Here is a 23,714-nt window from a genome sequence, read left to right as displayed (position 1 = left end):
CGGGCGGTCATGGCCAAGCGCATCGACGTGAAAGACCTCAACCTGTACTACGGCAAGTTCCACGCCGTGGACGGTGTCTCGCTCGCCGTGCCGCCGAAGAACGTGACGGCGTTCATCGGCCCGTCCGGTTGCGGGAAGTCCACCGTGCTGCGGTCGTTGAACCGCATGCACGAGGTGGCGCCCGGGGCTCGGGTGGAGGGCACCGTGCTGCTGGACGGCGAGGACATCTACGCGTCCTCCGTCGACCCGGTGCAGGTGCGCCGGACCATCGGCATGGTGTTCCAGCGCCCCAACCCGTTCCCGACGATGTCCATCCGGGACAACGTGGTGGCGGGCCTGAAGCTCGCGGGCGAGCGGAACAAGAAGAAGCTCGACGAGGTGGCCGAGCGGTCGTTGCGCGGGGCGAACCTGTGGAACGAGGTGAAGGACCGCCTCGACCGGCCCGGCGGCGGCCTGTCCGGTGGTCAGCAGCAGCGGCTGTGCATCGCGCGGGCGATCGCCGTGCAGCCGGACGTGCTGCTGATGGACGAGCCGTGCTCGGCGCTGGACCCCATCTCCACTCTCGCGATCGAGGACCTGATCACGGAGTTGAAGAAGGAGTACACGATCGTCATCGTGACCCACAACATGCAGCAGGCGGCGCGGGTCAGCGACCAGACCGCGTTCTTCAACCTGCTGGGCGTCGGTCAGCCGGGTCGGCTGATCGAGGTGGACGACACGGAGAAGATCTTCTCCAACCCGAGCCAGAAGGCCACGGAGGACTACATCTCCGGCCGTTTCGGCTGATCACCGCCTTGGCTCCCGGAAGCCCTCCCACCAGCGGCGGGAGGGCTTCCGCGCGTTCGGGTGACAGGGGAACCACGGGCTCGCCCCAGCCGTCAAAATCGAGACACGGTCGCCCGTTCGGGGGTACCGTGACCGTTGGGATCGGCAGACTCGCAGGGGGTAACCGTGGCGGCGGAAGGTGCGTTGAGCGCACAGTCCATGCAGGCTATGACGGCCAACATGGTGGGGCTGAAGCAGGCCGCCGAGTCGGGCTCGTTCGCCATCAGCCAGGAAGGCGCCGAGGCCTACTTGAAGGCGATCGACAACGCCCAGCAGGACCTGCGCAAGATGGACTCCTACATGATCAAGCTGTCCCAGGAGACCAAGCTCGGCACCAGTCCTGACGGCACCGCCATGGCCCGCTACAACCAGGAGAGTGTCCAGGGTGGGGCGGGCACGACCGGCATCATCCCTGCCATGGAACAGTTGAAGTCCGCGTTGGAAGAGGCCCGGCTGGCGCTGCAGAAGGCGATCGAGAACTATCGCGAGGTCGACAGCTCGAACGCGAGCACCTACAAACGCTACTGAGGGTGGAAGTCAGTTGATCAAGGGATTGTCGACTCGCGTCGTGCTGGCGCTGACGGTGTTGGGCGCGGTTGCAACCGGCTGCACGACCGGGGGAACCGCCACGCCGGGACCAACCGGGTCCACGTCCACGGAGCGGACGTCGGAGACGACCACGAGCGCGAAGCCGTCCACCGGCAGTGACACGTTGGCCGACTTCGACCCTTGTGCAGTACTCAACTCGGTCGCTGCACAGCTGAACTTGACCGAGATCGAGGAAGAGGGCGGGGACACGTGTCTCGCGAACTACTCCTCGACCGTGTCGTTCTCGCTGGCGGCGCACCCCGAACTCGGCATCGAGGACACCGTCGGCGGCACCGAGAAGTCGGACATCCCGGTCGGCTCCCGCAAGGGCAAGCTCGTCAAGTCGCCGACGACCAAGGCTTCGTGCCTGGTCGCCGTCGAGGTGACGCCGACGTCCAGGGTGGACGTGGGTGCCTCCGCGAACGCGTCGCTTGACGAAGCCTGCGCCGCCGCCACCGCGGTCGCCACCGCCATCGAACCGAAGCTGCCGAAATAACCCAGAGGGGGGAGAACGTCGTGACGCCGCCGAACTCGCAGCCGCCGTCCAACTCGCTGCCGCCGCAGAGCAGCAACCAGGCCACCCAGGTCACCTACGCCGGGCAGACCGAGGCTGAACTGCGCGCCGAGTACGAGCGCGAACGCGCCGCCAACCCGGGGATCTTCGGCGCCATCACGACGCTCGACGACTACCTGCGCTACAAGCAGCAGTCGGCGCAGTACCAGTCCACGCAGGAGCAGCAGCTCGAGCAGGTGGTGGAGAACTACCGGCCGCCGCTGTCGCCGCCCGGCTCCCACTACATGGGCTACGACCACAAGGCCCTCAAGGACATGGTCACCACGAACATGACCCCGAGCACGGCCAACGAGCAGGGCGAGGCCTGGACCAAGCTCGGCAACACGCTGGCCGAGCTGCAGTCCAACCTGAGCAGCGCCACGGCCGCCAGCAAGGGGGCCTGGCAGGGCGCGGCGGCCGAGTCGGCGCAGGGCTACTTCACCAACGTCGCCACCTGGTCCGGCAACGCCGCCCAGGGCGCGCAGCTCACCGGCAACAAGCTGTACGCCCAGAGCCAGGCGGCCGAGTCGGCGAAGAACGCGATGCCCGAGCCGGTCGAGTTCAGCACCGCCGACGCCTACAAGATGTTCTTCGCCGAGCCCAACCCGTTCAAGTGGGCCGAGACGATCGACCAGATCGAGCAGAAGTTCGAGGAGAAGCAGCAGGCCCACGAACGTGCGGCCGAGGTCATGACGACCATGTCCACGAGCTTCCAGGAGTCGGGCTCGACCATGCCCGCCTTCTCGGCGCCACCGCCCATGGAGGGCTCCGGCGGCGGCGACCCCGGCCAGCCCGGCACGGGCCAGATCGGCGGCCGGCAGACCGTCCCCAGCGGCACCGGGACGGGCACGGGCACCGGGACGGGCGACTTCAGCCTGCCCGGCGGTGGCGGAACCGGCGGTGGCAACACCAACCAGTCCGGCTGGAACGGTCCCGGCGGCACCACGACGCTGCCCGGGCCCGGTGGCGGTGGCGGTGGCAACACCAACATCCCCGGTCCTGGCCCCGGCCCCTACCCGCCCGGCATCTACCCGCCCGGTCCCGGTCCCGGTCCCGGTCCCGGGCCCAACCGGCCCCCGATGCCGCCCGGCGGACGTCCCAACCCGAACGTTCCCGGCGGTGGCGGTAACCGCGGGCCCGGTGGTGGCCCCGGAGGCGGTGGCACGGGCCGCGGCCCCGGCGGTGGTCCCGGCGGCATGACCGCGGCCGGTCGCGGCGGCATGGGCGGCATGGGCGGCTTCGGCCCCGGCGGCAGCGCGGGCACGCTCGGCGAGGCCGGCCGGACCGGCGCCGGTGGCTTCGGTCCCGGCGGCAGCGGTGGTCTCGGCGGCGCGGGCGCGGCGGGTCGCGGTGGTCCCGGCGGCATGGGCGCCGGCATGGGCGCGGGCGCCGGTGGCGCCCGCGGCCAGGGCGACGAGGACAAGGAGCACAAGGCCGCGTCCTACCTGGTGGAGACCGAGGACGTCTTCGGCGACGGCACCATGGTCGCTCCGCCGGTCATCGGCGGGTGAGCGTGTTCTCGTTCGCCCTGTCCCACGCGGCGGCCGACATGCTCTGGGAGGACCTGAGGCTCGGCAGCCGTCCCTACCCGTTCGAATTCCCCTACCTCGGGCAGACGGTCGACGAGCGGCGCGGCATCCGCAACGCCGTCTACCGCGACCTGGAGTCGCGCGGCCTGGCCCAGCGCGGCCGGGTCGCGCCCGAGGTGGAGGAAGCGCTCACCCTGCTGGTCCGCTTCGACTACAGCCTCAACGCGGTCGCCTCGCTCGACGCGCGCAACGTCGAGCGCCAGCTGCTGGCGCGCGGCGGCGCGGCCGGTGAGAGCGCGGCGCTCGCGGTGATGGACGACCGGCAGATCAAGGTCGACCTGATGCGGGCGCCCGCGTTGCTGCGCACGATCGTGGACCTCGTCCCGCCGTCCAGGCCGGGCCCCGGCCAGTCGATCACGGTGCCGATACCGACGTCCGCGCCGCCACCGCCGCGCCGCGACGACGACTTCGGCAACGCCACGTTCACCCAGACCATGGCGCCGCGCTCGACCGCGGGCACGCAGGTCCGCGCGCTGGAAGCGGTGTTCGAACGCCCCCGGCTGCGCGCCGGCCAGTTCGGCGTCACGGTGCGCGGCAGGCACGGCCGGGAGCAGCGCGCGCCGCAGATCGCGTGGTTCGACAACGACCAGGGCCGCTACATGTCGCAGACGCGGCAGGGGCAGGACGGCCAGAAGTGGCTCACCCACGCCCCCGCCGACAACGCGCGCATCGCCGGCCAGCTGGCGCAGGAGCTGAACGGCCTGCTCGCCTGACGCTCAGGAACCGTCGCCGTGGTAGCCGGGCATCCGCCCGGTGACCACGAAGACGGTGCGCTTGGCCACCGACACCGCGTGGTCGGCGAAGCGCTCGTAGAACCGGCCGAGCAGCGTCGTGTCGACCGCGGACGGCACGCCGTGCGCCCAGTCCTTGTCCATGATCACGGTGAACAGGTGGCGGTGCAGGTCGTCCATCGCGTCGTCGGCGTCCTCCAACGACCGCGCCCGCTGCACGTCCTGCGTGCGGATGATGTGGGTCGCCTCGCGCGCCAGCTCGACCGCGATGCGGCCCATCTCGGCGAAGTACGGCCGCACCGTGTCCGGCAGCACCGGGTTCGGGTGCCTGCGCCGCGCGGCCTTGGCCACGTGCAGCGCGAGGTCGCCCATCCGCTCCACGCTCTCGGCCGCGTGGATCACCGCGAGCACGATGCGCAGGTCGGTCGCGACCGGCGCCTGCAACGCCAGCAGGGCGTACGCCTGCTCCTCGATGTCGGCGCGCACGTCGTCGATCTTGGCGTCGTCACCGATCACCTGCTCGGCGAGGGCTAGGTCCGCCCCGAGCAGGGAAGCGGTCGCGCGCTCCATCGCGTCGCCTGCCATGCCGCACATGTCGGCGAGCTGGTCGGCGAGTTGTCCGAGCTGGTCGTGGTAGGCCTCACGCATGGGCGTCAGCCTACGGCCAGGTCATCGCGGTAGCGACCCGCCCCGGTGAACCCGGGGTGAACCCAAGACGTCCAGTCCTCTAGGCGCAGGGGTCCTTCCCCGCGTTGACCACGTCCAGGTCCTCGGGCGGCGCCGCCTTGCCCGGATCGGTGCCCGCCGGCTGCGGGGCCCGGACCTCCTCGTCCCAACCGGGCCCGATCAGCAGCTGCACCGAGCCGCCCATGTTCGCCTGGAACTGCAACGTCGCGCCGGGCACCGAGGACAGCAGCGTCGTCGCCGCGTCCTCCGCGCCGATCCCGTACAGGATCACGGTCTTCTCGGCGGGCGGCGCGTCCCCGGGGATGACGACGTCGTAGCCGAGCTCCCGCAACGCCAAGGTGGTCCGGCGGGACGCGCCGTCGTTGTCCGGGTCGCCGTTGCGCACCTGGACCTTCAGTCCCTTGTGGTCGATGACCTTGCCCTGCTTCGGGCCGGCCGGCGGCGTGGAGGTCTGCGTCGCGCCCTGGGCGGCCTGGTTCGGGTCGGTCGCCGTGGTGTCCGGGGTCTCCTCAGGCAGCGGCGTGCCGTCGATGATCGCCTGGAACAACGCCCTGGTTTCCTCTTCCTTCAACAACTCCAGGTTGTCGTCGTTGGACTTCGTGGCGCCTTCGGACGTCTTGTGCGGGACCGTGACGAACGTGACCCGGCCGGCTTCCAGGCTCTGCAACGACTGCGCCAGCGTCAGCATGTCGTTCACGCCGATGTTCTGGCCGACGGTGGACGCGGCGAACGCGTTGAGGAAGGCGTTGAGCTTGCCCGGGTTCAGCAGGATCTCCGACGACAACGCCTTGCGCAGCAACGACGACAAGAACTTCTGCTGCCGCGTCACGCGGTCGTAGTCGCCGAGCACCTCGCCGTCGACCTTGCGGGCGCGCACGTAGTCCAGCGCCTTGTCGCCGTTGACCTCGAACTTGCCCGCCTTGTCGAAGATCACGCCGAGCTCGTCGTCGTCCATCGGCCTCGGCACGCACACCGGGACGGTGCCGATGGCGTCGACCATACCCTTGAAGCCGTTGAAGTCGACGCTGATGAAGTGGTTGATCTCCAGGCCGGTCAGCTCCGTCATGAACGCGCTGACGCACTTCGGGCCGCCGATCGCGTACGGCTCGTTGGCCTTCACGTCCTCCTCGGCCTCGAGCGTCTCACCGGTGTACTCGCCGGTGTCGGGGTTCCACCTCTCGCACTTGGGCCGCTTGATGAGGAGGTCACGCGGCACGGAGACGACGACCATGCGCTTACGGTCGGCCGGGATGTGCGCGAGCATCAGCACGTCCGAGCGCGCGCCCGCGGTGTCCTCGGAGTTCGGGTCGCCGACGCCGTCCTGCGGCTTCGCGCCGGCGCGGGTGTCCGAGCCGACGATGAGGAAGTTCTCGTCACCGAGCTGCTTCTCCGCCTCGTGCACCGCCGCGGAGTTCGTGTTCAGCGCGTCGATCTCGGTGAACTTGCTGTCGATGTAGAACATCGCGCCCCAGCCGAGGCCGGTGGACACGAACACCAGCACGGCGGCGGCCAGCGCGACGACCTTGACCGCGCGCACGATCTTGCTGTGCTTGGCCGTGCGGCCGCCGCGGCGCGGGCCGTCGTCGTGGGGGTCGTCGACCGGCGAGGCGTACTCGGTGGCGTCCTCGTCGTGCTCGGCCTTCCACGGCATGAGCTTCTGGCGGCGTTCCTTGCGCAGGCGCTCCTGCTCGGCCAGCTCGTCGTGGACGGCGGAGAAGCGGGCCAGCGTGTGGTCGACCTCGCGACGCTTCTTGACGTCGTCGCTGATGGCCTCCATCTCCGTGGTGAGGCTGGCCGGGTCGATGGCCTCGCGCGGCTCCGGGCCCGCGTTGAGGCGGGCGGCGATGACGGGCGGCGCCTGGTCGGGCGCGGCGGCGGGGCCGTCGTCGGCGAACCTCCGGCCGGGCACGTCGCCGACCGGGCGCGGTCCGCTGCCGTCCTCCGCGAGCCGGCGCGGTCCGCTGCCGTCGACCGGCACGACCGGTGGGCCGTCGGCGAGGCGGCGGGGTCCGCTGCCCTCGGGACGGCGGTTCGGGTCTTCGCCGGGCGGGGCGGGCGCCGGGCGGCGCGGGTCGACGGCCGGGTCGGGTCGGCGGCCGGGGTGGGGCGCCCCGGTCAGGTCGTGCGGGCCGCTGCCGTCGGCGAGGCGACGGGGTCCGTCGGCCGGCAGGCCGGGGCGGGGACGCTGGCCGGTGTGCTCGCCGGGACGCGGCCCGTCCGCGAGGCGCCTCCCGACGCCTTCGGCCGGGGCGCCTTCGGCGGCGCGGCGTCCGGGCGGTCCTGCTTCCTCGGGCCGCGGGCGCGGGCCGCTGCCGTCCGCCAGGCGACGAGGCGCGTCGGGCGCCGGCGGCGGGTTGCCGTCCGCCGAACGCCGTGGCGCGCCTGGCGCGAGGTCTTCGGGTCGCGGGCGTGGTCCGCCGCCGTCGGCGAGGCGGCGGGGTGCGTCGGGTGCGAGCCCTTCGGGCCGGGGGCGTGGTCCGCTGCCGTCGGTCAGGCGGCGGGGTGCGTCGGGGGCCAGGTCTTCGGGACGAGGGACGTTGCCGTCGGGCCGGGGCCGTGGTCCGCTGCCGTCGGGGAGCCGTCGACCCGGCGCGGCGCCGGGGAGGTCTGGGCGCGGGCGTTGGCCGGTGCTCTCGGCGCGTCGTGGCCCGGCCGGGTCCTGCGGGCGGCCGTTGGCGGGAAAGCGCGTTCCCGGCTCGCCGGGAGGTGCGGGGCGCGGGGCGGCCGGACGCCCCGGGCCGACGTCGTCCGGTCGGCCGGCGTAGCCGTTCGCGGGTCCGCCGGACGGCGGGGGCGCGGGACGGCCGGGACGTGCCTGGCCCGGCTCGTCGGGACGGCGTCGGGCGCCGGTGTCCTCCGGCACCACGGGACGCGGCGTCCGCGTGCCGGTGCCGTCGTTGGCGGCGAAGAAGTCGTTCGGGGGCGGTGCGGTGGGGCGGCGGCCGGCGGCCGGCGGTGCGCCGTTGGTCGGCCTGGGCCGGGTACCGGTGTCCTCGGGTGGCGGTGGCGCGTAGTCCACCGGCGGCGCCTGCCTGCGCGGCGGCTCCGGCGCGGCGCGGCGGCCGGCGCCCTCGGGGGCGTGCCTGCCGTTCTGGGGCGGCGTGGGTCTGCGGGGCGGCTCTGGCTCGGGCGCGGCGCGCCTGCCGGTGTCCGACGGACCGGGCGGGACGGGGCGTGGGATGTTCGTGCGGCTGTGCTGTTCCAGCAGGTCGGACACGCTCAGCCCGCCATCGTCCAGCGACCTGCGGCGACGGCCGGTCGGCTGGTCCTCCTGAGGGGCCTGGTCACCTCCGGGTCCGGGGCCGCCACGGCGGGGCTCGTCGGGCACCCGGTCTCCCTTCAGCTTCGGTCATTAGTCGGTCGTCATCACGAGTTGACGACAGCAAGGACACATTGGTTGCACCAACGGCGTGTCACTTGCCTTGGCGATACTACGGATGACGGCCAGTCCTGACGACCACTCCCGGTGATACAGGGGGCGGCAGTACTCGGTTGCGCGCAGCAGACTACGTCCGAAAGGGTGAGTGACGGTCAGGTGTCAGTAACCGGCGACCCGCGATTCGGCTATACCTCGTCGCCCGGAAGCGGCACCCGCCAGGAGGACGCGGCCGTTCTCGCGGTAGGCGACGGCGTTCCGTCCTGACTGCTTGGCGGTGTAGAGCAAGCTGTCCGCGCGCAGGAGTTGCTGCTCCGGGGCGACCGGCGGACGGCTCGGCGCGCCGGCCGGTGTCGGCTCATAGGCCAATCCGATGCTGACGGTCACTCGCAAACCGGGCGCGAGGGAAGCCCAGGCGTGACGCTCGACACGCAGCCGGGCCGACTCGGCGATCTCCACGGCCGGCGCGGGCTCGACGTCGGGCAGCACGAGGACGAACTCCTCGCCGCCGTAGCGGGCGCAGAAACCGCCCTCCGGCAGCTCCTCCTGCAACAGCTCGACCACGCGCTGCAACACCCGATCACCCAAGAGGTGCCCGAACGTGTCATTCACCTGCTTGAACCAGTCCAGGTCGATCAACGCGATGGCGAGGCCCGCCGCGGTGGAGCCGCGCTCGGCGACCATGTGGAGCAGTCGCTCGTCCAGGTACCTGCGGTTGTAGCTGTCGGTGAGGCTGTCGCGCAGGCTCTGCTCGCGCGCCTCGGCGTGCTCGCGGCGCAGCCGGTCGACCTCCCGGCGCAGCTGCTCGGGCACCTGCGGCGGGTCGTCCTGGTCGGCGTAGACCAGGTCGAACGCGGAGCGCAGGTGCTGGTAGGCCTGCCGCCACTGGCCTCGGGAGGCGAGCAGCGCGGCGATCGACTCGTGCAGTTGCACCAGGCCGGTGCCCTCGCTCTCGGACGCGGGCATGCCTCCTCCGGTCCGGCCGTCGCAGTCGGACTCCGCGACTTCAGGTCGTAGTGCGGTCATCGCGCTCACCTCCCTCCTTGCCAAGGTGTCGTCTGATCCGAGGCGACGCTTGAGCGGGCGGGACACGTCATAGAGGGATTTCCCTCGACTGGCTGACCGTGCACTGCTCCGAACTAGTGGCATTCGGTGATCGAAAGGCCGCGAAGTTCACCGAGCGTGGTCAACCGGGTCGGCGTCACCTCAATTGACGCACGGGGCGAAGCCGTAGGCCTTGCCGTTGAGCAGCACGACGTGCTGCGAGCCGATCTGGCTGCCGATCTCGGAGCCGTCCTGCACGACGGTCAGCGTGACCGCGACGACCAGCACCACGCCGCGCGGGTGCTCGTCCTCGCCGGGCGGCGCCCACGCCGGGTCCAGGCGCAGCGTCGACATGGTCGGCTGCACCTTGATCGTGCCCGCGGGCAGCTCGCAGTCCTCGTCGCGGAAGTCCGGGTGCTGGGTGTCCTTGAGCAGGTCGCGCTGCTCGGTCGTGCCCTGCCCGCCCGCCTCGTTGAGGTCGGCGAAGTAGCCGGACACGAGTTCCCGCTCCACGTCGGTGACCTGGAGCGGGCGGGCGGCGCCGGTGATCGCCGAACCGCAACCGGCCAGCAGGAGGGCACACGCCAGCGCCGTCGCGGCGCGCGCCACGTCAGCCACCCGAGTGCAGTTCGTCGGCGCCGACGGGCACGGTGGCGTCCTCGGGGTCGTCCAGCCAGCCCTCGGGCAGCACGACCTTGCCGGGCGAGCCCTGCCTGCCGCGCGGCTCGTCGGCGTTGTCCGGGAACTCCAGCGCCGGGTCGAGCCTGCCGACCAGGTCGTCCAGCTCGGCGAGGGTGGAGACCATGGCGAGGTTGCGCCGCAGCTCCGCGCCGACCGGGAAGCCCTTCAGGTACCAGGCCACGTGCTTGCGCAGGTCGCGCAGGCCCTTGTCCTCGCCGAGGAAGTCCGCGAGCAGCACGCCGTGCCGGCGCAGGATGTCGGCGACCTGGCCGAGCCGCGGCCCCGGTGGGACGGGTTCGCCCCGGAACGCCGCCTGCAACTCGCCGAACAGCCACGGCCGGCCGAGGCAGCCGCGGCCGACGACGACGCCGTCGCAACCGGTCCGGGCGACCATGTCCAGGGCGTCCCGAGCGCTGAAGATGTCGCCGTTGCCGAGCACGGGGATGCTGGTCACGGCCTCCTTCAGGCGGGCGATGGCGGACCAGTCGGCCTTGCCGGAGTAGCGCTGGGACGCGGTGCGCGCGTGCAGGGCGACCGCCTGCGCGCCCTCGTCCTCGGCGATGCGGCCCGCGTCGAGGTAGGTGAGGTGCTCGTCGTCGATGCCGATGCGGAACTTGACCGTCACCGGCACGCCGGCGGGCTCGGCGGCGCGCACCGCGGCGCGCACGATCTGCCGGAACAGCTGCCGCTTGTACGGCAGGGCCGCGCCGCCGCCCTTGCGCGTCACCTTGGGCACCGGGCAGCCGAAGTTCATGTCGATGTGGTCGGCCCGGTCCTCGTCCACGATGATCCTCGCGGCTTCGGACATCGACTTCGGGTCGACGCCGTAGAGCTGCATCGAGCGGGGGCTCTCGCCCTCGCCGAACGTGATCATCTGCATCGTCTTGGCGTCGCGTTCGACGATCGCCCGTGCGGTGATCATCTCGCAGACGTAGAGCGACGTGGGACTGCCGAACTCGCGGCACAACTGGCGGAAGGCCACGTTGGTGATGCCCGCCATGGGTGCGAGCACGACGGCGGGATCGACCGGGTAGCGGCCGATCTTCAGGGGCTTGGTGGCGTGCAAGGCGGTGGACATCGCCGTCCATTGTCGCCCAGCGCTGGTAGTGGTGGGTGCCACATCACCGAATCGCCCTCACCCGCCACGCCTGCTCCAGCGCCAGGACGTGCCCGGTCGTGGAGGTGATGTCGGCGTCCGCGCCGGCACGGGCACGCAGTCCGGGCACCTCGGCGGTGTACCGGCGGTGGGTCGACGCGTCGGGCCAGAACGTGGCGACGAGGTGGCGGTTCGCGGACAGTCGCGCGACCACGCCGCCGAGCACGCCCGCCGTCGCCATCGCCGGCGCCCACACCTCCCGCTGGACGTCGGTGAAGTGCTCCTCCGCGCCCGCGGCGAGCAGGCAGTCCGCGACGCGCAGCACCGGGCCGTCGATCGCCTCGGCCACGGTCGCCGCCGTGCCGGGCAGGGTGAGGACCGTCTCACCGACCGCGACCGCGATGCCCCGGTAGCCGCTCGCGTCGGCGATCGCGTCGTGCCGGTCGCGCAGGAACACCTCGTGGCTTGCGGCGTCCGCCCAGAGAGCGAGCACGTGCGCGCGGCCCGTTCGCGGGTCCCAGCCGCCGACCTGCCCGAGCAGCCCGGGCTGGTCGCCGATGACCGTCCACCTCGCTTGAGCGGCGCTGAACACGTCGCGCGATGCCGTCGGCACGTCACAGGTGATCCACTTGGCGAGCACGGGCGCCTCCGTCCGTCGAGGTCGTCATCCTGCGACCTCCTCCGCGCTGGAGGTCAAGCTCGCGGGGGCAGCAGCTCCAGCGCCCAGTCGTTGCACCGCATCCACCGGCCCGGCGGGTACTCGAAGTCGGCTTCACCGAGCAGGGTGAAGCCCGCCTTGCGGCACACCGCGTTGGACGCCGGGTGGTCCACCGCCGGGAACGCGTGCGCCCACCCGTGCGTGCCTTCCGCCCGTGCGGCCACCACCGTCGCCCGCGCCGCCGCCGAGGCCACCCCGCGCCCCTGGAACTCGGGCAACACGCTCCACCCGACCTCCCAGACCAGGTCGTCCCGCCACGACCTCTGCCAGAACCCGACGCTGCCCGCGGCCACGCCGTCCACCTCGACGCGGAACATCCGACCGTCGCCGACCTCGAGGTAGCGCCGGTGCCGGTCGACGACCCGGGCGTCGGGCTCGGGGCCGCCGAGGTGGCTGGTCAGCTCGGGCGCGTTGAGTCGGCGCAGCAGCGAGAGGTCGCCCTCGGACCACGGCTGGAGCGCGATGTTCGCGGTCATGGGGGCAGGGTGCCGGCGGGGCACGACAGTTCCGCGGGAGTTCGGTCAGAACGGCACGGTGAGGCAGCCGAGCCGGGCGCCCGCCGTGCCGGCGTGACCGGGTCCGGTGTGGGTGTGCTCCTCGTGCAGCACGACCGAGCCCGGCCTACGTTCGCCGAACTGCCACGCGACCCGCGTCATCGCCTCGCCCCGACCGTGCGCGTCGGTGGTGAAGTCGAGCCAGATCTCGTTGCGCGGGTTGGCGAACGCCGGGTCCGTAGCCCCACCCTGGACGTGCTGGTAGTGCGGCCCGGCGTCGGTCGGCATCGGCCCGCAGGGGTTCACGTGCGCGTGCGCGCCGTACTCGCGGTCAGGCAGCAGACCACTGGTGCGCAGCAGCACGACCGTCCCACCATCCCGCGGCACGACCACCACCTCCGCCCGCGCTCCGGCGGGCACGCGGGAGTCGTAGCTGGTCAGTTCCCCGGACGCGGTTATAACCGAGGCCGTGAGCGCGAGTGCCGCAGCGAGGTACATGGCACCTACTTAGCGCCCACCCGGGGCCAACGCCAGCACGATCACCCGTTCCGGTGGAGTCCACCCACATTCGCATTCCGGGGTGAAGTGCAATGGAAATGGTGGGCCGCCAGGGACTCGAACCCTGAACCCGAAGGTTGTGGATCTTACCTACTCGTCGTCTGTCGACAGCTTCCACTACCCGCCACTACCTGCAAGGTTCGCAGCTGCGAACGTCCATTGCAGACGATCGAACGCCATCGCTTGTTGTCGTTTGTCGGGGGTAGCTGAGGGCTTTGACTTGGTCGTCACGCGTGTCGATGAGCTGTGAGCGCGCTCCCTCTGATGGAGTCCACATTGGACGAGCGATGGTGGCCCGCCAGGTCAACACCGCGCTCGCCCGGTCATACCCTATAGGCTTGCGCCGACTTCAAGTCGAGAGCGACACAGGAGGTGTAAAGTGAGCAAAGCTTCACTCGACCCCTCCAACCCGAAGGTCGTTCACCAGATTGCGAACGCTGTCGCCGGCAGTCTGGCACTTCAGGCCGGACACGACATACACGTCTATTGCCATGTGCATGTGACGTCACCCCTCTTCAAAAAACCCACACAGATCGGCATTGGTACACGGTGTGATTATCACCTGACCAGCCGTTGACTAGCGTTGCGACCTGCGCACCACCACAGTCTTGCGTGGGGTGATCTTGCAAATCGTCCGGCATTGGTTCAGTTGGGCCAGCTATCGGTCGGGCGCGCTGCGCCGGCTACGGACCGTCGATCTACCGCACAAGCCACTCCCAGTAGCCCTGAGCGTTGGACACCTTCGTAGCGTCGTCAGGTAGGTAGACCTCGACGGCTCCGGCGTACTTTTTGTCAGGCAGCCAGTCCTCGTCGCCGAACCCCATGCGGCTGCCCTCTGGCGCACACTTCCAATAGGTGGACGGGTTGATCCTTCCGCCGGTGACGCCGTTCGCACTGATGGCCGTGAACTGTGTGAAGAGGCTGGATGGCAGGTCCGAGACATCGTAGGTACTACCCGTCTGCACCTCGATCCACAACAACTTGCGCGTCGTGCCACTGGGCGGGGGATCACCCTCGTAGCCGCCAGTGCAGTCCGACATCTTGCCGATGGTGAATTTCAGAGCACAGTCGGCCGCTGCGCATCCACCGCTTGCTTGCTCGCCGAGTCGGAACAGACTTGTCTTCGGAGTAGTCGACGTGGGTGGTGACGTCGTCACTCGCGTCGTAATGGTAGTACTGGTCGTGGTCGACGTTCCTGTGGACGTATTACTTGAGGTTAGTTCACCTTCGGAACAGCTGGCAAGGACAGCTAGCATCAGACCTGCAAGCGTAAGACGAGTGCGCATAGTGGCAAACCTCCGAGTCAGATCGGAAGTCGTGAACAATCGCCAATCCGTTAGCCGGTCACCACTTGCGTTCGCTTGGTAACAGTGCGTTGCCTCAAGTGTTCAAAGGCCATCATACTGCCGGTAACCAGCAGCCTCGCGACCCTCGACATTGTCGAGGTCGACCCTGATCGCGTGTGGTGCTGACAGGTGCTGCCGGTAGCGGTGGTTGCGGTCAGTCGAGCATAAATTCTCCCGCTTTCCCAGACGCTCTGGCCTGGCTAACTGCCGTCGCAGACCGGTGTAAGGTAACCCCACTCTCCGTTCCGGCCCTCTATCACTGCTTCCTGCGGCGAACCCGGATCTGTGACAGAGAATCCCACCGGCCAGTTCCTATTGGTCGTTTCAACTACATCGATTCGAACTCGTGCGTTGTCGAACACGGTGGGCCCTTTGAAAATTACCCTGTCGAACCTGACGTCCCCCTCGAACGTCGCCCTGCCGAACATGGCGACGCCTTCGAACGTCGTTCCGTCGAACCCGGCGTCCCCCGTGAACATCACCTCGACAAATCCGGCGACCCTCTCGAACGTCACCCCCACGAATCCGGCGAACGCTTCGAATGCCGCCCTACTGAACCCGCCGAATCCTCGAAACGTAGCCCCGTCGAACACGGCGTCCCCAATGAATTTCGCCCCGCCGAACCCCGCGGCCCCCATGAATTTTGCCCCACCGAAGCCGCCGAACCCTTCGAATGTCGCCTCGTCGAATCCGGCGTTTCCCTGAAATGTTGCCCCGTCGAACCCGCCGATTCCGCCGAACGTAGCCCCGCCGAACACGGCATTCTCCTCAAACGTCGCCCCGTCGAATCCGGCGTTTCCCTGAAACGTCGCCCCGTCGAACCCGCCGAACCCGCCGAACGTAGCCCCGCCGAACACGGCATTCTGCTCAAACGTCGCTCCATTGAACCCGGTCAGCCCGCCGAACGTCACCTCGTCGAACCTGGCGACTCTCTTGAACGTCGTTCCGTCGAACCCGGCGTCCCCCATGAACGTCACCTCATCGATCACGGCGATCCCCTCGAACATTACTCCGACGAACGCAGCATCCCCCTCGAACTTCGCCCCGGCGAACATGGCACCTCCCTCAAACGTCATGCCGATGAACCCGGCACCCCTCTCGAACTTCGCCCCGTCGAATTGAGCCGTCCCGACACGGCATCCATGAAGATCAAGCGCGATAAGTGTTGCCCCGGTGAGGTCAAGGTTGATGTGTTCCCAGAAGGTATCCGCCGGGTGGCCAGCGTCATACTGTGGGTGAAGATGCTCCGTGATGATGCGTTGCGCAGTAAGCCGTACCTCACGCTCCTGTATACGCCGTTCATTCTCGTCGCGATCCACGATCGGCTCCGCATTCCCGTCAACTGCTGACGTTTTCCACTGCTGCGGGACTATCAGCGCCTTGGCCGCTGTGGACTCGGCAGGCACGGCATCAAGGGCAATCGGCGACTGGAAAGGCATCCGAAGGTAGGAGCACAACACGTTTACAATGGTCTGGCGCTGGTCTGGCGCATTCTGCGCCAGGCGTTCAAGCGCGTACATCCCACCGAGGCGCACCGGTGCCTTCTCCGAGCCAAGCTGCTCCACCGCCTTGGTGTACAGCTCCGTAACCCGCCGCTCGGCAGCGTCCTGCTCCTGGTGCGCTTGGTCTGCGTCCTTCTGCCGCAGCGCTATCTCTGTGGCCTGCTGCCTCCGGGCCGCCAACCACAAAGCCGCGACTCCTCCAGTGCCCACCACGATGGTTCCGGCGGTCCTGATCGCGTCCAAGCGCGCCTTGTCGGCCTCGGTGCCAGCACCGTAGGACCGCAGTAGAGCCGCCGCCAGACCTGCGCCGACCACCACCAAAAGCACGCCGAACCAGACGATGGTCTTGGTGGACAGGACCTTGTAGGCAGGTCGGTCCCGCTGCTCTCCCATGAGAAGAGGATCGTCGGTCGACTACATGCAGTTACAACGGGGTTCTTGATCCGATAGAGGGGTTTCGCGCCATCCCGTCGACCTGGCGAAGCCCTATCACGGTTGCCGAGGGCCTGCGACATACCGGTCAGCTGGCGGCCGACGTGCCAGGCTCGCAGGCCCTCGGCAACCGTGATAGCCCTCTGGGAGGTCGACGGGATGGCGCGAACCCCGGCCCACGCTGGCACGCATGCGTGCGCTGCCCTCCGGCCATCCTGGAGACCTGCCGCGCGGCGAGCGCATCTTTGATCTTTTGCGGACGCCTTCGGGGGTCGCTGGCCGTTCCTCGGCGACGACGGGACCGGCGCCCTTCCTCGGCGGCGCGCCGGCGGGCCGCCAGGCCCGCTTGGGCGCGTCCGTACTACTGGGGCGTCGGTCCTTCGGCGTCGGCCTAGCACCAACGGCTAGCGGCCCCCGAAGGGGGCCGCCTTGATGAAGAAAAGAAACTCTGAACACGCAGCATGTAGGTGGAGCCCGATAGAGTGTTCACATGGAGCCTAGTGACGCGTTGCGATCTATCGAGACCGCGCTACGACTAGCCATTCGACAAATATTTGATGGCGATGAGTGGCTTGCGGTAACCGGTGCACCTGACAAGGAAAAACTGGTCGAGCGACAACAGGAAGAGCAGCGAAGGCGCGATGGCACGGTAGTTTCGTCCGACCTGCTTGACTACGTTGAGACGTATCACCTCACTGGCCTTGTTTCGAAGAACTGGGAGAAGTTCAAACCTATCTTCGATGACAAAGGTAGGACCGACGCCTTCTTTGGGATTATCATGGATGTGCGAAACTCGGTTGCGCACAGCCGCGACTTGGTGACTCATGAACGAGAACTCATATCAGGTATAGCCGGCATGATCAGGAATCAGGTCTCGCTGTTCCGGAGTAAGGCAAATTCTTCTGCTGTTTATTATCCGCTGATCGAAAGCGTCAAAGATGGCTTCGGTCTCGAAGGAGTGTACGGACATCGCTCACACGGAGGGCCGCGAGTCGAAGTTGGCGACGAACTGACATTCAGTGGTTCAGCATTCGGCGCTCGCGGTAAATCGGTGCGATGGAGGCTTCTGAAGTATCGAAGCTCGTACCTTGTCGATGTCTTGGAGCACGAAGTTCCCGTCGGCGACCAGGTTACATTTAGCTACACGGTAGTGGAAGATGACGTATCCGAACACTTCACCCTGGTCGTCCACATCCTTGCTGAGTCGCGCTTTCACCGTCATCGAGATGACATGGGTGTCCCAAGTCATGACGATTCCCGCATGTTCACTTATGCCGTGAATCCACCGATGGGAGAGTAGGTGGCACTAATTCGGGCGCACCCCCACTGGGGGATAGTTGGACGATGTAATATTAACAAAGTTGCACTATAAAGATTGACTAGCGGAGTGAAATTGTTTGCTGCAGTAGTGTTTGACGTGGGTGAGACGTTGTTGGACGACTCGCGGGAGTGGGGTGCTTGGGCGGACTGGGTTGGGGTGTCTCGGCATACGTTCTCGACGGTGCTGGGTGCGGTGACGGCGGCGGGGCGGGATAACGCGGAGACGTTCCAGTACTTCCGGCCTGGGTTTGATGTGGCCCGTGAGCGGCGGTTGCGGGAGGAGGCTGGGGTTGGGGAGCGCATCGAGGAGAGCGACCTGTACCTGGATGTGCGGGCTGGGTTGGCACGGTTGCAGGAGCTTGGGGTGTGGGTTGGGGTTGCGGGGAACCAGACTGCTCGGGTGGCTGAGTTGCTGCGTGGGTTGAAGTTGCCGGTGGATGGGTTGGCGACGTCTGGTGAGTGGGGTGTGGCCAAGCCTGCGGCGGAGTTCTTCGAGCGGGTGGTGGAGATGACGCCTGCGGCGGTGGCTGGTGAGGTGCTGTACGTCGGTGATCACCGGGACAACGATGTTGTGGCGGCGAAGGCGGCTGGGTTGCGTACCGCGTTGATCCGGCGTGGGCCGTGGGGGTACCTGTGGGCGGATGACCCGTTGGTGCGTCGGGATGCCGATTGGGTGATCGACTCACTGCACGATCTGCCGGAGCTCCTGGCGAGCGGCTGAGACGTAGCCGCTCAGCGAGCGCCCGCCCAAGCGGCCAGGTCGAGTAGGCCGGAGCTGAGTGACGGGTGGGTGCGCAGCAATACCGACAGGGCTTGGCGGACCTGTGGGTGGGCGCGGACGTGTTCGGGTGCGGCTTGGCGGGCGGCCTGCAGGCACAGGTAGGCGTCTTCGTGGCGTCCGAGGTCGAGTTGGGCGCGGGCCAGGTCGATGTAGTAGTGCGAGCGGCGCTCGGCGGGTAGTTCGGCTGGCGGGTGCCAGGTGGACGCTCGTTGGATGCCTGCTGCGTCGCGCAGCTCGGCGGCAACGGCCAGCTCGTGGATGCGGAGAGACGCCGGGCCGAAGGCGGTGCCGTGGTAGATGCCTTCGGGTGTGGCGTGGGCGGCGTAGCGGGCGGTAAGGAGGTGGTCGGCGGCGATGTCGGCTTTGCCTGCTCGGGCGGCGACGACTGCGGCTCGCATGTGGAGTGCGCCGAAGGCGGCTGCGGTAGGTGCCTGTTTCAGGTCGCGGGTGGGGAGTTGGTCCGCGGCGTGGTCGAGGGCGCGGGCGGCGGTGTGGAGGTCGCCGCTGGCGAAGAACGTTTCGGTGCGCACGTAGGCGACTGCTGCGGGCAGTAGCGGGTTGTCGGACTCGTTGGCTGTCGCGCGCATGAGGTCGATGAGGCGGGCCGACAGGTCGAAGTATCGGTACTTGTAGGCCACGCCGTCGGCGGCGCGTAGGGCCAGGGTCAGCAGGGACGCGACGTGACGGCGGTCTGCTGGATCGAGGAGTTGGCGGGCTCGGGCCAGTTCGCCGATCAGGGCGGGTAGGTGGCGGACGAGTTCGCCGTAGCGGGCTTCGAGGCGGTGCTCGTTCATTCGGGCGACGTCGGCGGCCAGCTCGGGAAGGCTTCGGGTGGGGCCGTCGTCGGGTAGGTCGAGGATGTCGAGGGCGCGGCGTAGGCGCGGGATGCCCACTTGCACGATGTCCAGCTCTTGAACGGGCTGGGGTGGTGGCTGGTCTACCGGCGCCCATGACTGGTGAGGCGAGTAGACCGGGCTCGGGTCGACGGTGCGGCTCGCGTACAGGTTGCGGACGTCGTGGACTTCGCGCGCGGTGCCGTCGAACCAGCGGAGATGACGCGGGACGTGGAGGGCGTCGCACCAGCGTTCGAGGCGATCGAGGTCGGTGACCGGGCGGCGGGAGCGTTCGACTTCGCTGATGCGGCCCTGGGTGAGGTCGAGCCAGGCGGCGAGGGTGGCTTGTGGGACGGTCGGGTTCTGGGCTTGGCGGTAGGCGCGGAAGACCTGGCCGATGTTGCGGGACTCGAACGCCTCGCGGATGGTGGGCTTGGCCCAGAACTCCGGCGGCAGCGTCGTGGCGTGGAGTGTAGAAGCCGCGGTGCATCGGCCACAGCGTTCGCCCCGGTTGTCACTGGCCAGCAAGGTGTCACACGTGCGGCAGCGTCGTTTGGACGTGGTCACGTGATCGTTCACCCCCTGGTCGAGCTGTGCTTACTTCGGAGTGTAACTCGCCGATTACCGGGCTGACCTGCGGTTAGTGGTGACGGCGATATCCGATCAGTCATTGGTATGGGATCGGTCTTCCTTCCGCGTGAATCTGGTCGAGCAAGTCCCAGGTGTACACGGAGGTCGAACCGATGGGGATGTACTTGCTCCTCCAGCCGGAGGAGGACGCCGAGTCGGCGTTGGTGGAACGGGCACAGGGGCATCCGTCCCTGGTGATCACGTCCGGTGACGCGCGGCTGACGGTGCAGATCGCCGGACGCGAGGGCGGGGCGCAGCTCGCGATCAGCTTCGCGCGTGAGCTGGCCGAGTCGGCTACGCAGTTCGCCGACCGGTGCGAAGCCCTCACCCAGCTCGCGCCGCTGGACTTCGAGCACTTGAGTGCCTTGGTGGGCACGACGCCCGACGAGGTGAACGCGCTGACGGTTCCCGTCAGCGACGACGCGAAGGAAGCCGGCCGGTGAGTGAGGTCGACGGCTTGAAGCCGTTGTGTGGTGAAGCGGAGTTCGCGGCACTGTTGGAGATGATGGCGGTGACGTCCGCGCCGCGGGTGTTCGCGGTGGTGCAGGAGTTCGGTGAACGCCTGGACGGCTGGGTCGTCGGGTGGGGCTTCGCCTTCGAGGACCGTGCGGAGGTCTTCGCGGTTCACGACCACTCCCGCATGAGTCTGGGCAAGCCGGAGAACGCACTGCACCTGTTCAGCAGCGCGCGCAATGAGTTGAGGGCGCGGCTGGTGTGGCTGCCCGACGTCGGTGAACGTCCGGAGGCGGCGGAGGTGGCTACCTGCTCGGTGTAGCGGTCCGGGTCCGGGGTTCGGCGGGAACGGCGAACTTCGGGCCTCTTCACCACTTTGGACGACCGATTCCGCTGCCGGACTGGTGCGCCGCCATGCTCGTGGAAAGGCGCTCGAAGGCGTTGAGTCTCGGCGGTCCGATCTCCTCCAGTTCGACCGGCACGATCCGTGAAGCAACCAACGTCCGCAATCGTGCATGGAAGCCGTTCATCACCCGAACCGGCTACGAATGGGTGACTTTCCGAACCTTTCGGCGGACGGTCACGACGCTGCTCGATGAGGCCGGCTTGACGGCGAGGCAGATCGCGGACCTGCTCGGTCACTCCCGGCCGTCGATGACGCAGGACGTCTACATGGGCCGCCGGTCACCCGGTCGTGCGGCGGCGGACGCGCTCGGGGCGGTCATCCCGTAAGTGAGGGGTAAATGAGGGCTTCGAAGTAGCTCGGCCTCCGACAGATCGTCGTGACCAGCGAGTCTGGTGGGCCGCCAGGGACTCGAACCCTGAACCCGAAGATTAAAAGTCTCCTGCTCTGCCAATTGAGCTAGCAGCCCGTGGCCGACAGCTTACCGAGACCGGGGCTCCCGGTGAGCCAGGTGGTCGACCGGGTGGTGTGGGTGGCGTCACGTTCCGCCGCGCACCGCGCGCAGAAGTGCTGGTCAGGGGGTTGGCGGTGCGTCCGGGCGCCGCACGCGGACTACGGTGGGGACGTGCGGGTGGCTACGTGGAACGTGAACTCGGTCAAGCAGCGGGTGCCGCGGTTGTTGCCGTGGCTCGACCAGAGGCAGCCCGATGTGGTCTGCCTGCAGGAGACGAAACTCGCGGACGACGCGTTCGCGGCCCTGCTCGGTGACGAGTTGTCCGGCCGAGGGTACGAGGTGGCGGCGCACGGCGAAGGCCGGTGGAACGGTGTCGCGATCCTGTCGCGGGTCGGGTTGGACGACGTGGTCGACGGCCTCGCCGACGGGCCCGGGTTCCCGCACCCCGAAGCGCGGGCGGTGGCGGCCACCTGCGGTGGGGTGCGGGTGCACTCCGTCTACGTGCCCAACGGGCGGACGCCGGACTCCGACCACTACCACTACAAGCTGGCCTGGCTGGCGGCGTTGCGGGACGTGGTGGCGGCCGGGCCGCGGGACGCCCTGGTCTGCGGCGACGTCAACATCGCGCCCGCCGACGCGGACGTGTTCGACCCGGCGGCCTACGTGGGCCACACGCACGTGACCGAGCCCGAACGGGAGGCGCTGGCGGCGCTGCGGGCGATCGGGCTGCACGACGTGGTCCGCGACCGGTGGCCGGACGAGCGGGTCTTCACCTACTGGGACTACCGCGCCGGCATGTTCCACCAGGACCTCGGCATGCGCATCGACCTCGTCCTGGCGTCCGGCCCGGTCGCCGCGCGGGTCGAGGCCGCCTGGGTCGACCGGCACGCCCGCAAGGGCACCGGGCCGAGCGACCACGCCCCCGTGATCGTCGACCTGGACGAAGCGCCCGACGGCGACATCGGCCCGGTCGTGCCGCCACCGTCCGCGCCGCGCACCCGCAAGGCGGTGAAGCTCCCGCAGTCCTAACCCGCGAACGCCAACGCCACCCGCAGACCCGCGTCGCGCACACCGGTGAACCGGCGCATCCGGGCCAGCCGGTTGAGCTGGAGCGACCGCGCGGCCAGCCGTTGCGTCACCCGGCGGCGCTTCGAGTCGTACGACCGCAACCCCGCGTCGACGTCATCACCCGCCAGGCACTCCGCCAGCACCACACCGTCGATGATCGCCTGGCACGCGCCCTGCCCGAGGTCCGGTGTCATGGCGTGCGCGGCGTCGCCGAGCAGCGCCACCCTCCCGGAGGTGTAGCTCGGCAACGGCGACAGGAACAGCAGCTCGTGCCGCAGCACGTCGGTGGCCGAAGCGAGCACGCGCGGGATCGGGTCGTGCCAGTCCGCGAACTGCGAGAGGTCCGACCCCATCGCGTACCAGTTGGTGCGCCCGTCGGCCTGTGGCGTGAGGCCGAACTTGCCGCCACGCCCCCACGTCTCGCCGCCCGCGTCGACCGGGATGTCCACGGTGCCGCGCCAACCGACCGCCCCCGACCGGCGGACCGATGCGTCGAACAGCTCGCCGCGCACCGCGCTGTGGATGCCGTCCGCGCCGACGACCACGTCGTAGCCGGCGCAGTCCGCCAAGCCCGCCGGCGTGCCGAACCGGACCACCCCGTCCGGCAACGCCCCCGCGAGCACGCCCAGCAACGCCGGCCGCGTCAGCAGGTGCACCGAACTCGCCGCGATGGTCCCGATCACCGTCCCGTCCGGCTTCCGCACCACCCCGTCCGCCTGCCGCCGCCCGACGCGCCGGGCCGCGTCGCCCAACCCCAACCGGTCCAACGCCGCCACCGCGTCGGGCCAGATCCCGAGCCCCGTGCCGACGTCCGGCAACGCCGCCGAACGCTCGAACACGTCCACCTCCCACCCGTGCCGCCGCATCCCGATGGCCGCGGCCAGGCCGCCGACCCCTCCACCGATCACCGCTGCGCGCCGAAGTCCCATGCGGCACACCGTACTACAGCTGTAGTGACAAACACTACGGGTGTAGTGTGCTGGTCGATGACCAGGCAACAGCAAGTGCTCGACGCCGCGATCCGCGTCCTCGGCACGGGCGGCATGCGCCAGCTCACCCACCGCGCCGTCGACACCGAAGCCGGCCTGCCGCAGGGCTCCACGTCCAACCACTTCCGCACCCGCGACACGTTGATCGGCGCCGTCCTGGGCCGCCTCCTCGAGCACGAGACCGCGCTGTGGGCGAGCGTGGCCGGCGACGTCGCCACCCCCGAGGCCTTCGCCGACGCCGTCGGCGCGCTGGTCGAGCGCCTGGCCGAGGACCGCGTCCTCACGCTCGCGCGCCACGCGCTGTTCGTCGAAGTCGCCCAACGCCCCGAACTGCGCGGCGACGTGGACAGGGCCCACCGCGAGATCGGGAGCTGGGCCCTGCCCCTGATCGCCGGCCTCGGCGCGGCCGACCCTCCCGCCGACCTGGCCCTGCTCCTGGCCGTGATCGACGGCTTGCTGGCCAACCAGCTCGCGAACCCGAACCCACGCTTCGACCCCGCCGCGGCGCTGCGCACGGTGCTCCGGGGGGTCCTCGCGGGCTGACCGCTCCGCCATCATGTGCG

At 69.2% G+C, this 23,714-nt stretch carries 24 protein-coding genes and 1 tRNA gene; 12 read left to right on the top strand and 13 right to left on the bottom strand.

All coding sequences use genetic code 11. The features are described from left to right. Positions 1 to 9 precede the first annotated feature (9 nt). The 5 genes from pstB (at position 10) to AB0H12_RS40880 (ending at position 4,268) form a co-directional block, all read left to right on the top strand. Positions 10 to 786, top strand: coding sequence for a phosphate ABC transporter ATP-binding protein PstB (gene pstB / locus AB0H12_RS40900; RefSeq protein ID WP_141980105.1), 777 nt, complete (start codon positions 10 to 12; stop codon positions 784 to 786). A gap of 165 nt (positions 787 to 951) precedes the next feature. Beyond that, complete coding sequence (locus tag AB0H12_RS40895; protein ID WP_499630756.1) at positions 952 to 1,353, top strand: hypothetical protein; 402 nt, start codon at positions 952 to 954, stop codon at positions 1,351 to 1,353. Positions 1,354 to 1,366: 13 nt separating this feature from the next. Beyond that, positions 1,367 to 1,909 carry a DUF3558 family protein gene (locus tag AB0H12_RS40890; protein WP_499630753.1) on the top strand — a complete coding sequence of 181 codons (543 nt, stop codon included), beginning with the start codon at positions 1,367 to 1,369 and terminating at the stop codon, positions 1,907 to 1,909. 20 nt (positions 1,910 to 1,929) lie between these two features. Further along, positions 1,930 to 3,477: a PPE domain-containing protein gene (locus tag AB0H12_RS40885; RefSeq protein ID WP_499630750.1), complete on the top strand. Its 1,548-nt coding sequence runs from the start codon at positions 1,930 to 1,932 to the stop codon at positions 3,475 to 3,477. Further along, the gene (locus AB0H12_RS40880; protein WP_230566286.1) at positions 3,474 to 4,268 is read left to right on the top strand and encodes an ESX secretion-associated protein EspG; all 795 of its coding nucleotides are present in this window, start codon (positions 3,474 to 3,476) and stop codon (positions 4,266 to 4,268) included. Before AB0H12_RS40885 ends, AB0H12_RS40880 begins: the two co-directional genes overlap by 4 nt. 3 nt (positions 4,269 to 4,271) lie before the next feature. Here AB0H12_RS40880 and phoU read toward each other — a convergent pair whose 3' ends face one another. From phoU to AB0H12_RS40830, 10 genes are all read right to left on the bottom strand, one after another. After that, entirely contained in the window at positions 4,272 to 4,934 is a 663-nt protein-coding gene (phoU, locus tag AB0H12_RS40875; RefSeq protein ID WP_499630747.1) for a phosphate signaling complex protein PhoU, read from the bottom strand. A 79-nt stretch (positions 4,935 to 5,013) separates the two neighbouring features. Next, positions 5,014 to 8,301 (bottom strand): LCP family protein, encoded by a 3,288-nt coding sequence (locus AB0H12_RS40870; RefSeq protein WP_499630745.1) that lies wholly within the window; start codon positions 8,299 to 8,301, stop codon positions 5,014 to 5,016. A 210-nt stretch (positions 8,302 to 8,511) separates the two neighbouring features. Beyond that, positions 8,512 to 9,375 carry a GGDEF domain-containing protein gene (locus AB0H12_RS40865; protein ID WP_499630742.1) on the bottom strand — a complete coding sequence of 288 codons (864 nt, stop codon included), beginning with the start codon at positions 9,373 to 9,375 and terminating at the stop codon, positions 8,512 to 8,514. Between the two features lie 180 nt (positions 9,376 to 9,555). Beyond that, positions 9,556 to 10,002: a hypothetical protein gene (locus AB0H12_RS40860; protein WP_230566290.1), complete on the bottom strand. Its 447-nt coding sequence runs from the start codon at positions 10,000 to 10,002 to the stop codon at positions 9,556 to 9,558. Position 10,003: 1 nt separating this feature from the next. Further along, entirely contained in the window at positions 10,004 to 11,152 is a 1,149-nt protein-coding gene (gene dusB, locus AB0H12_RS40855) for a tRNA dihydrouridine synthase DusB (RefSeq protein ID WP_499630739.1), read from the bottom strand. 43 nt (positions 11,153 to 11,195) lie between these two features. Then, positions 11,196 to 11,810 carry a DUF4937 domain-containing protein gene (locus tag AB0H12_RS40850; RefSeq protein WP_499630736.1) on the bottom strand — a complete coding sequence of 205 codons (615 nt, stop codon included), beginning with the start codon at positions 11,808 to 11,810 and terminating at the stop codon, positions 11,196 to 11,198. 53 nt (positions 11,811 to 11,863) lie between these two features. Beyond that, positions 11,864 to 12,364: a GNAT family N-acetyltransferase gene (locus tag AB0H12_RS40845; protein ID WP_499630733.1), complete on the bottom strand. Its 501-nt coding sequence runs from the start codon at positions 12,362 to 12,364 to the stop codon at positions 11,864 to 11,866. Positions 12,365 to 12,409: 45 nt separating this feature from the next. Then, positions 12,410 to 12,880, bottom strand: coding sequence for a superoxide dismutase (locus AB0H12_RS40840; protein WP_499630730.1), 471 nt, complete (start codon positions 12,878 to 12,880; stop codon positions 12,410 to 12,412). A gap of 758 nt (positions 12,881 to 13,638) precedes the next feature. Continuing rightward, positions 13,639 to 13,980 carry a hypothetical protein gene (locus AB0H12_RS40835; RefSeq protein WP_499630727.1) on the bottom strand — a complete coding sequence of 114 codons (342 nt, stop codon included), beginning with the start codon at positions 13,978 to 13,980 and terminating at the stop codon, positions 13,639 to 13,641. Between the two features lie 506 nt (positions 13,981 to 14,486). Continuing rightward, positions 14,487 to 16,181, bottom strand: coding sequence for a pentapeptide repeat-containing protein (locus tag AB0H12_RS40830; RefSeq protein ID WP_499630724.1), 1,695 nt, complete (start codon positions 16,179 to 16,181; stop codon positions 14,487 to 14,489). 529 nt (positions 16,182 to 16,710) lie between these two features. Between AB0H12_RS40830 and AB0H12_RS40825 the strand changes: the two genes are divergently transcribed. Both AB0H12_RS40825 and AB0H12_RS40820 read left to right on the top strand, forming a co-directional pair. Next, on the top strand, positions 16,711 to 17,520 hold the full coding sequence (locus AB0H12_RS40825) for a hypothetical protein (protein ID WP_499630721.1): 810 nt from the start codon (positions 16,711 to 16,713) through the stop codon (positions 17,518 to 17,520). Positions 17,521 to 17,613: 93 nt separating this feature from the next. Then, the gene (locus AB0H12_RS40820; protein ID WP_499630789.1) at positions 17,614 to 18,261 is read left to right on the top strand and encodes an HAD family hydrolase; all 648 of its coding nucleotides are present in this window, start codon (positions 17,614 to 17,616) and stop codon (positions 18,259 to 18,261) included. Positions 18,262 to 18,272: 11 nt separating this feature from the next. Here AB0H12_RS40820 and AB0H12_RS40815 read toward each other — a convergent pair whose 3' ends face one another. Beyond that, entirely contained in the window at positions 18,273 to 19,721 is a 1,449-nt protein-coding gene (locus tag AB0H12_RS40815; protein WP_499630718.1) for a helix-turn-helix domain-containing protein, read from the bottom strand. A 176-nt stretch (positions 19,722 to 19,897) separates the two neighbouring features. Here AB0H12_RS40815 and AB0H12_RS40810 point away from each other — a divergent pair, with 176 nt between their 5' ends. From AB0H12_RS40810 to AB0H12_RS40800, 3 genes are all read left to right on the top strand, one after another. Next, positions 19,898 to 20,227, top strand: coding sequence for a hypothetical protein (locus tag AB0H12_RS40810; protein ID WP_499630715.1), 330 nt, complete (start codon positions 19,898 to 19,900; stop codon positions 20,225 to 20,227). Continuing rightward, positions 20,224 to 20,559, top strand: a complete 336-nt coding sequence (locus AB0H12_RS40805) for a hypothetical protein (RefSeq protein ID WP_499630712.1) — start codon at positions 20,224 to 20,226, stop codon at positions 20,557 to 20,559. Before AB0H12_RS40810 ends, AB0H12_RS40805 begins: the two co-directional genes overlap by 4 nt. A 92-nt stretch (positions 20,560 to 20,651) precedes the next feature. Further along, positions 20,652 to 20,969, top strand: a complete 318-nt coding sequence (locus tag AB0H12_RS40800) for a site-specific integrase (protein WP_499630709.1) — start codon at positions 20,652 to 20,654, stop codon at positions 20,967 to 20,969. A 64-nt stretch (positions 20,970 to 21,033) separates the two neighbouring features. Here AB0H12_RS40800 and AB0H12_RS40795 read toward each other — a convergent pair. Then, positions 21,034 to 21,109, bottom strand: a tRNA-Lys gene (locus AB0H12_RS40795). A gap of 156 nt (positions 21,110 to 21,265) precedes the next feature. Here AB0H12_RS40795 and AB0H12_RS40790 point away from each other — a divergent pair. Beyond that, positions 21,266 to 22,123 (top strand): exodeoxyribonuclease III, encoded by an 858-nt coding sequence (locus AB0H12_RS40790; RefSeq protein WP_499630707.1) that lies wholly within the window; start codon positions 21,266 to 21,268, stop codon positions 22,121 to 22,123. Here the strand turns inward: AB0H12_RS40790 and AB0H12_RS40785 are convergent. After that, positions 22,120 to 23,091 (bottom strand): FAD-dependent monooxygenase, encoded by a 972-nt coding sequence (locus tag AB0H12_RS40785; RefSeq protein ID WP_499630704.1) that lies wholly within the window; start codon positions 23,089 to 23,091, stop codon positions 22,120 to 22,122. The two genes, AB0H12_RS40790 and AB0H12_RS40785, sit on opposite strands and share 4 nt — an antisense overlap. A gap of 57 nt (positions 23,092 to 23,148) precedes the next feature. On the opposite strand from AB0H12_RS40785, the gene AB0H12_RS40780 reads away from it, so the two are divergent. Further along, positions 23,149 to 23,694, top strand: coding sequence for a TetR/AcrR family transcriptional regulator (locus tag AB0H12_RS40780; RefSeq protein ID WP_499630702.1), 546 nt, complete (start codon positions 23,149 to 23,151; stop codon positions 23,692 to 23,694). Positions 23,695 to 23,714 lie beyond the last annotated feature (20 nt).

It is taken from the genome of Actinosynnema sp. NPDC023794 (genome assembly GCF_040639675.1).
In the GTDB taxonomy this organism is placed as follows: Bacteria; Actinomycetota; Actinomycetes; order Mycobacteriales; family Pseudonocardiaceae; genus Actinosynnema; species Actinosynnema luteola.
This window is presented reverse-complemented; position numbering and strand designations above follow the sequence as displayed.

What these genes read in the sequence shown, in the direction of transcription:
- AB0H12_RS40800 (WP_499630709.1), top strand. Translation starts at nt 20,652, where the DNA reads ATGCTCGTGGAAAGGCGCTCGAAGGCGTTGAGTCTCGGCGGTCCGATC.
- dusB (WP_499630739.1), bottom strand. Translation starts at nt 11,152, where the DNA reads ATGTCCACCGCCTTGCACGCCACCAAGCCCCTGAAGATCGGCCGCTAC.
- pstB (WP_141980105.1), top strand. Translation starts at nt 10, where the DNA reads ATGGCCAAGCGCATCGACGTGAAAGACCTCAACCTGTACTACGGCAAG.
- AB0H12_RS40835 (WP_499630727.1), bottom strand. Translation starts at nt 13,980, where the DNA reads ATGTCGGACTGCACTGGCGGCTACGAGGGTGATCCCCCGCCCAGTGGC.
- AB0H12_RS40825 (WP_499630721.1), top strand. Translation starts at nt 16,711, where the DNA reads ATGGAGCCTAGTGACGCGTTGCGATCTATCGAGACCGCGCTACGACTA.
- AB0H12_RS40840 (WP_499630730.1), bottom strand. Translation starts at nt 12,880, where the DNA reads ATGTACCTCGCTGCGGCACTCGCGCTCACGGCCTCGGTTATAACCGCG.
- phoU (WP_499630747.1), bottom strand. Translation starts at nt 4,934, where the DNA reads ATGCGTGAGGCCTACCACGACCAGCTCGGACAACTCGCCGACCAGCTC.
- AB0H12_RS40810 (WP_499630715.1), top strand. Translation starts at nt 19,898, where the DNA reads ATGGGGATGTACTTGCTCCTCCAGCCGGAGGAGGACGCCGAGTCGGCG.
- AB0H12_RS40785 (WP_499630704.1), bottom strand. Translation starts at nt 23,091, where the DNA reads ATGGGACTTCGGCGCGCAGCGGTGATCGGTGGAGGGGTCGGCGGCCTG.
- AB0H12_RS40865 (WP_499630742.1), bottom strand. Translation starts at nt 9,375, where the DNA reads ATGACCGCACTACGACCTGAAGTCGCGGAGTCCGACTGCGACGGCCGG.
- AB0H12_RS40780 (WP_499630702.1), top strand. Translation starts at nt 23,149, where the DNA reads ATGACCAGGCAACAGCAAGTGCTCGACGCCGCGATCCGCGTCCTCGGC.
- AB0H12_RS40830 (WP_499630724.1), bottom strand. Translation starts at nt 16,181, where the DNA reads ATGGGAGAGCAGCGGGACCGACCTGCCTACAAGGTCCTGTCCACCAAG.
- AB0H12_RS40845 (WP_499630733.1), bottom strand. Translation starts at nt 12,364, where the DNA reads ATGACCGCGAACATCGCGCTCCAGCCGTGGTCCGAGGGCGACCTCTCG.